Genomic DNA, 7,063 nt, shown 5'->3' on the forward strand with positions numbered 1-7,063 from the left:
CGGGGTGATGGCGGTCGCTCCGCTGGGCGAGGATCCGCGCCCGGCCTTCGCGCGTCTGCGGGCGATCTCGGACCGCGTGCGCGCCGTCGACCCCGGTGCGACGGCCATCTCGGCGGGCATGTCGCACGACTTCGCCGACGCGATCGCCGAGGGCGCGACACACCTGCGAATCGGGTCGGCAATCACCGGAGAACGCCCCGTCCGCACCTAACCTCGTGGTGACCCACCTGTGGGAGCACACACGACACGGAGGACACCCATGGCCAACCCGCTGAAGAAGACGATGGTCTACCTCGGACTCGCCGACGAAGAGGTCGAGTACGAGCGCGCCGAACCCGTCGAGGCGGCTCCCGCGACCGCTCACCGGGCTCCGGTCTCGCCGGTCCAGCCCGTTCCGCCGGTCGAGCCGACCCCGCAGCCCCGCGCGACGGTCACCCCGCTCCGCAAGCCCACCCCCCAGACACCGAAGGCGACGGCACACGCCGAGATGAACGAGATCCTCACCGTCCACCCGAAGCAGTACCGCGACGCGCAGGTCATCGCGGAGAACTTCCGCGATGGCATCCCCGTGATCATCAACCTCTCGCAGATGAGCGACGCGGACGCCCGTCGTCTGATCGACTTCGCGAGCGGGCTCTCGCAGGGCCTCTTCGGCCGCATCGAGCGCGTGACGAGCAAGGTCTTCCTGCTGTCCCCGTCGCACATCACGGTCGCCGGCGACTCCGCCTCCGCCGAGAACGATGCCGACGCGTCGTTCTTCGCGAAGTCCTGATCCCGGGAGCCCTGGCTCGCGGTGAATTCCGTCGTCTCGCTCCTCGGGAGCGTCCTCTACTTCGTCCTGCTCCTGTACTTCTTCGCGATGTGGGCCCGGTTCGTGCTCGACCTCGTCAGGGTCATCCGGCGTGATTGGCGCCCCCGTGGCGCAGGTCTGGTCGCGGCGGAGGGTGTCTACACCGTCACCGATCCACCGATCGGCTTCTTCCGCAGGCTGATCAAGCCGGTCTCGATCGGCCCGATCGCCCTCGATTTCGGCTGGAGCCTGACCATGCTCTGCGTCATCGTGGGCATGTACATCGCCACGTGGCTCCAGCGCGCCTGACGGTCCCTGTATCGTTGGCGACGATCGGACGTTCTCCGCGGTGCCAGCACTGCGCCGTGCGCCTGAAGTTGCTAGCTTTAGTCGAACGTTGATAAACGTGTACCTACTTGAAATCGAAGGTGGAAAGCCATGGCGCTCACTCCCGAAGATGTTGTCAATAAGCGGTTCCAGCCGACCAAGTTCCGCGAGGGATACGACCAGGACGAGGTCGACGACTTCCTCGACGAGGTCGTCGTTGAGCTGCGTCGCCTGAACCAGGAGAACGAGGAGCTGCGTCAGCGGCTCTCGTCCGGCGACTCCCGCACATCCGACACCCGCGTGTCCGACGCGCCGCGCGAGAGCATCCCCGCTCCCGTCGCGGAGGAGGCGGTCGCCGCCGAGCCCGAGCCGCAGCCCGAGGTCGTGCCGATCGCCGCCCCGGTGACCGCTCCGGTCGCCCCGCAGCAGTCGGCCCCGGCCGACGAGGCCGAGAGCTCGAGCGGGTTGCTGCAGCTCGCCCGTCGACTCCACGAGGAGCACGTGCGCGAGGGCACCGAGAAGCGCGACGCGCTCATCGCCGAGGGCCGCGCCACAGCCGCGCGCCTCGTCGCCGAAGCCGAGGCCAAGCAGCGCCAGCAGGTGGCGAAGCTCGAAGAGGAGCGTGCCACCGTCGAGCACCGCATCGACGAGCTCCGCACCTTCGAGCGCGAGTACCGCCAGAAGCTGAAGAGCTACATCGAGGGTCAGCTCCGCGACCTCGACACCCAGCCGGCAGCGGCTGAGTCCTCGCTGTCGGGCTTTGGGGCGTAGTCCCGCCGCAGCCGACGTCAGGCCGAGGGTGCTGGTCGCCCTCGGCCTCGTCGCGTTCGCGGTCTTCGCGATCGACCAGACCGCGAAGTACCTGGTTACCACGAACCTCGCCCTCGGCGAGGACGTGCGTATCCTCGGAGACGTCCTGATCCTGCACTACGTGAAGAATCCGGGTGCCGCTTTCTCCCTCGCCAGCGGATCGACGTGGATCTTCTCGATCATCGCCGCGTGCGTGGTCGTCGCCGTCCTCTGGTTCTCCAGCCGGATCCGCTCCCTGGCCTGGGCCGTCTTCTTCGGGCTGCTGCTCGGCGGCACGCTCGGCAACCTCTTCGACCGCCTGTTCCGCGAGCCCTCCTTCGGGCTCGGTCACGTGGTCGACTTCCTCTTCACGCCATGGCTGCTCCCGGCGATCTACAACGTCGCCGACATCGCCATCTGCTCGGCGATGGCTGTCTTCGTCGTCCTCAGCCTGCGCGGCGTGGCGCTCGACGGCACCCGTGCCGAGCGCGGGTCGCGCGCAGAGACGACGGACGACGCGGCCCCGCCGGAGGAGGCCGCGAGCGACGTCGATCGCCGCGGCGGACGCTGATGGCGCAGTCGCGCGCTCCCTGCCGGTGCCGGACGGGCTGGACGGTCTCCGCGCGGATGCTGCGGTGGCCAAGCTGCTCGGGTTCTCGCGCAGCTTCGCCGCCGAGGTCGCCGAGGCGGGAGGAGTGAGCGCCGACGGACGCGTCCTCGACAAGAGCGACCGGGTCCGCGCGGGCACCTGGCTCAGCGTCGAATGGCGCCCTCGCCGAGAGCCGACGATCGTCCCGCTCGCGGTGCCCGATCTGGCGATCGTCCATGATGACGACGACATCGTCGTGATCGACAAGCCGGTGGGCGTCGCCGCCCACCCGGCCGTCGGATGGGAGGGGCCGACCGTCCTCGGCGCACTCGCCGCCGCCGGCTTCACCGTCGCCACCTCCGGAGCGGCCGAGCGCGCCGGCATCGTGCACCGACTCGACGCCGGCACCAGCGGGCTGATGGTGGTCGCGAAGTCCGAGCGCGCCTACGCGCACCTCAAGCGCGCCTTCCACGACCGTACGGTCGAGAAGGTGTACCACGCGGTCGTCCAGGGCCACCCCGATCCGCTCGCAGGCACGATCGACGCGCCCCTCGGCCGCCATCCGTCCTCGGACTGGAAGTTCGCGGTCCGCGCCGACGGCAAGCCGTCGATCACGCACTACGAGACCATCGAGGCGTTCCCCTTCGCGTCCCTCCTCGAGGTCCACCTCGAGACCGGGCGGACCCACCAGATCCGCGTGCACATGGCAGCGCAGCGCCACCCCTGCGTGGGCGACGCGATGTACGGGGCGGACCCGACGCTCTCGAAGCGGCTCGGACTGACGCGCCAGTGGCTCGACGCGGTGCGACTCGGCTTCACGCATCCCGGCACGGGGGAGTGGGTGCAGTTCGAGGCCTCGTACCCCGACGATCTCGCACGCTCGCTCGAGCTTCTGCGCGGCGAGTGATCCGGGCGGACCCGGCCCGAGCATCCGTCAGCGCAGCTAGACTTTTCCCCGCCGTGTCCGCGACCCTTCCCGGGTCCCCGGCCCCCTGCCCGCAGTCCGCTGGAGGCGCATCCTTGCCGAGTAACGATTCCTTCGTCCACCTGCACGTGCACAGCGAGTACTCGATGCTCGACGGCGCCGCCCGGGTGAAGCCGCTGATCGATGCGGCGGTCGAGGAGGGCATGCCGGCGATCGCCGTGACCGACCACGGCAACGTGTTCGGCGCCTTCGACTTCTGGCGCACGGCGACCGCGGCAGGGATCAAGCCGATCATCGGCACCGAGGCCTACCTCACTCCTGGCACGCACCGCACCGACAAGACGCGCATCCGCTGGGGCGACGGCGGAGGGGACGACGTGTCCGGTTCCGGCGCCTATACCCACATGACGCTGCTGAGCTCGACCACGACCGGCATGCACAATCTCTTCCGCCTCTCGTCGAAGGCGTCGATCGAGGGCTACTACTTCAAACCGCGGATGGACCGCGAGATCCTCTCGCAGTACTCCGAGGGGCTGATCGGCACCACCGGCTGCCCGAGTGGCGAGGTGCAGACCCGCCTCCGGCTGGGGCAGTACAGGGAGGCGCGGCAGGCGGCCGCCGACTACCGCGACATCTTCGGCAAGGAGAACTTCTTCGCCGAGATCATGGACCACGGGCTCGACATCGAGCGGCGCGTCATCGCGGACGTGATCCGACTCGCCAAAGACCTCGACCTGCCGCTCGTCGCGACCAACGACCTGCACTACACGCACGCCCACGACGCCACGTCGCACGCGGCGCTGCTCTGCGTGCAGTCGGGCACCACTCTCGACGACCCCAAGCGATTCAAGTTCGACGCGGACGAGTTCTACCTCAAGTCTCCGCGGGAGATGCGCCAGGTGTTCCGCGACCACCCCGAGGCCTGCGACAACACGCTGCTGATCGCCGAGCGCTGCGACGTGCAGTTCGACACCTCCGCGAACTACATGCCCCGCTTCCCCGTGCCGGAGGGCGAGACGGAGGACACCTGGTTCACCAAGGAGGTCGAGGCGGGCTTGCGCGAGCGGTACCCCGGCGGGATCACCCAGGAGGTCCGCGAGCGCGCGGACTACGAGATGGGCGTCATCCGCCAGATGGGCTTCTCGGGGTACTTTCTCGTCGTCGCCGACTTCATCAACTGGTCCAAGCGCAACGGGATCCGCGTCGGACCGGGTCGCGGCTCCGGTGCCGGCTCGATGGCCGCCTACGCGATGCGGATCACCGACCTGGATCCGCTGCACCACGGACTGATCTTCGAGCGCTTCCTCAACCCCGACCGCGTCTCGATGCCCGACTTCGACGTCGACTTCGACGACCGTCGCCGCGGCGAGGTGATCCGCTACGTCACAGAGAAATACGGCGACGAGCGTGTCGCGCAGATCGTCACCTACGGCACGATCAAGGCGAAGCAGGCGCTCAAGGACGCCTCGCGCGTGCTCGGCTTCCCCTTCGGGATGGGCGAGAAGCTCACCAAGGCGATGCCGCCCGCGATCATGGGCAAGGACATCCCGCTCAGCGGAATCAACGATCCCGCACACGGCCGCTACAAGGAGGCGGTGGACGTCCGGAACGTCATCGCCGAGGACCCGCAGGCCAAGCTCGTCTTCGACACCGCGCTCGGTCTCGAGAACCTCAAGCGCCAGTGGGGCGTGCACGCGGCCGGCGTCATCATGTCAAGCGATCCGCTGCTCGACATCATCCCGATCATGAAGCGGGAGCAGGACGGCCAGATCGTCACGCAGTTCGACTACCCCGCCTGCGAGTCCCTCGGCCTGATCAAGATGGACTTCCTGGGGTTGCGGAACCTCACGATCATCGACGACGCGCTCGACAACATCCGCGCGAACCGCGAGCAGGATCTCGTGCTCGAAGACCTCTCGCTCGACGACCAAGCCGCCTACGACCTGCTCGCCCGGGGGGACACGCTCGGCGTCTTCCAGCTCGACGGCGGCCCGATGCGCGGTCTGCTGCGCCTGATGAAGCCGGACAACTTCGAGGACATCTCCGCGGTGCTCGCGCTCTACCGGCCGGGCCCGATGGGCGCCGACTCCCACACCAACTATGCGCTGCGCAAGAACGGCGTGCAGCAGATCACTCCGATCCATCCGGAGCTCGAGGAGCCGCTCGCGGAGGTGCTCGGCGGGACCTACGGCCTGATCGTGTACCAGGAGCAGGTCATGTCGATCGCGCAGAAGCTCGCGGGGTTCACGCTCGCGCAGGCCGACCTCCTGCGGCGCGCGATGGGCAAGAAGAAGAAGTCCGAGCTGGACAAGCAGTTCGAGGGTTTCTCGGGCGGGATGACCGCCAACGGCTACTCGATGGAGGCCGTCAAGACGCTCTGGGACATCCTCCTGCCCTTCTCCGACTACGCCTTCAACAAGGCGCACTCGGCCGCCTACGGAGTCGTCTCGTACTGGACGGCCTACCTCAAGGCGCACTACCCCGCGGAGTACATGGCGGCGCTTCTCACGAGCGTCGGCGACTCCAAGGACAAGATGGCCGCCTACCTCAACGAGTGCCGGCGCATGGGAATCAAGGTGCTCCCGCCGGACGTCAACGAGTCGATCGGCTTCTTCACCGCGGTCGGCACCGACATCCGCTTCGGCCTGGGTGCCGTGCGCAACGTCGGGACGAACGTGGTCGAGGGCATCCGCGCGGCGCGCGAGGAGAAGGGGCGCTTCGAGTCGTTCCACGATTTCCTCCGCAAAGTGCCGCTGCAGGTGACGAACAAGCGCACGGTCGAGTCCCTGATCAAGGCCGGAGCCTTCGACTCGCTCGGGCCCACCCGTCGCGCACTCGTGGAGGTGCACGAGGACGCGGTCGAGGCAGCGGTCGGCGAGAAGCGCAACGAGGCCAACGGCCAGGTGGGCTTCGACTTCGACAGTCTCTGGGACGAACCGCAGGCCGCCGTCCAGGTGCCGGAGAGACCCGAGTGGGCCAAGCGCGACAAGCTCGCCTTCGAGCGCGACATGCTGGGCCTCTACGTGTCCGACCATCCACTCGCCGGGCTCGAGACCGAACTGGCCAAGCACTACAGCACCACGATCGCCGACCTGCTCATCTCCGAGACCGTCGCCGACGGCGAAACCGTGGTCGTCGCCGGGCTCGTCACGAGCGTGCAGCACCGGATGGCGAAGACCTCGGGCAACCAGTACGGGATGATCCAGGTCGAGGACTTCGGCGGCGAGATCACCTGCATGTTCATGGGCAAGGCGTACCAGGAGTTCGCCCCCGCCCTCACCAACGACTCGATCGTGGTGGTCCGGGGCCGCGTGAGCATGCGCGACGACGGGATGAACCTGCACGCGTTCAGCCTCTTCGCCCCCGAGCTGAGCCAGGACGGCGACTCCGGCCCGCTCACCGTCTCGATGCCGGAATCGCGCGCGACGACCGACACCGTCTCACAGCTCAGCGACGTGCTCATCCGGCACTCCGGGCAGACGGAGGTACGGCTGAAGCTGATCAAGGGCGACACGGCCCGTATCTTCGAGGTGCCGTTCCCGGTGCGGATCACCCCCGACCTCTTCGGCGAGCTGAAGAGCCTGCTGGGCCCCAACTGTCTGTATTGAATTCCGAGCCGGTCCCTGCCCGGCTCGGCTCGTGC

Annotated in this window: 6 protein-coding genes and 1 pseudogene; all 7 read left to right on the top strand. The window is 68.2% G+C overall.

Going from position 1 to position 7,063, the window contains the following annotated elements; genetic code table 11:
* Positions 1 to 211, top strand: a pseudogene (locus ACH61_RS13255) (YggS family pyridoxal phosphate-dependent enzyme); the annotation flags it as partial.
* Between the two features lie 48 nt (positions 212 to 259).
* Positions 260 to 772: a cell division protein SepF gene (locus ACH61_RS13260; RefSeq protein WP_068212826.1), complete on the top strand. Its 513-nt coding sequence runs from the start codon at positions 260 to 262 to the stop codon at positions 770 to 772.
* Between the two features lie 21 nt (positions 773 to 793).
* Positions 794 to 1,099, top strand: a complete 306-nt coding sequence (locus ACH61_RS13265) for a YggT family protein (protein ID WP_068212828.1) — start codon at positions 794 to 796, stop codon at positions 1,097 to 1,099.
* Between the two features lie 129 nt (positions 1,100 to 1,228).
* The gene (locus tag ACH61_RS13270; RefSeq protein ID WP_068212830.1) at positions 1,229 to 1,888 is read left to right on the top strand and encodes a DivIVA domain-containing protein; all 660 of its coding nucleotides are present in this window, start codon (positions 1,229 to 1,231) and stop codon (positions 1,886 to 1,888) included.
* 28 nt (positions 1,889 to 1,916) lie between these two features.
* Positions 1,917 to 2,477, top strand: coding sequence for a signal peptidase II (gene lspA, locus ACH61_RS13275; protein WP_330220174.1), 561 nt, complete (start codon positions 1,917 to 1,919; stop codon positions 2,475 to 2,477).
* A complete protein-coding gene (locus tag ACH61_RS13280) occupies positions 2,458 to 3,402 on the top strand; it encodes an RluA family pseudouridine synthase (protein WP_068212832.1) in 945 nt (314 codons plus the stop codon). The genes lspA and ACH61_RS13280 overlap by 20 nt, the downstream gene beginning before the upstream one ends.
* Before the next feature lie 164 nt (positions 3,403 to 3,566).
* Positions 3,567 to 7,028: a DNA polymerase III subunit alpha gene (gene dnaE / locus ACH61_RS13285; RefSeq protein WP_068212837.1), complete on the top strand. Its 3,462-nt coding sequence runs from the start codon at positions 3,567 to 3,569 to the stop codon at positions 7,026 to 7,028.
* Positions 7,029 to 7,063: the final 35 nt, after the last annotated feature.

Origin of the sequence: Rathayibacter tanaceti, from assembly GCF_001634385.1 — a bacterium.
Taxonomy (GTDB): domain Bacteria; phylum Actinomycetota; class Actinomycetes; order Actinomycetales; family Microbacteriaceae; genus Rathayibacter; species Rathayibacter tanaceti.

What these genes read in the sequence shown, in the direction of transcription:
- ACH61_RS13260 (WP_068212826.1), top strand. Translation starts at nt 260, where the DNA reads ATGGCCAACCCGCTGAAGAAGACGATGGTCTACCTCGGACTCGCCGAC.
- ACH61_RS13270 (WP_068212830.1), top strand. Translation starts at nt 1,229, where the DNA reads ATGGCGCTCACTCCCGAAGATGTTGTCAATAAGCGGTTCCAGCCGACC.
- dnaE (WP_068212837.1), top strand. Translation starts at nt 3,567, where the DNA reads ATGCTCGACGGCGCCGCCCGGGTGAAGCCGCTGATCGATGCGGCGGTC.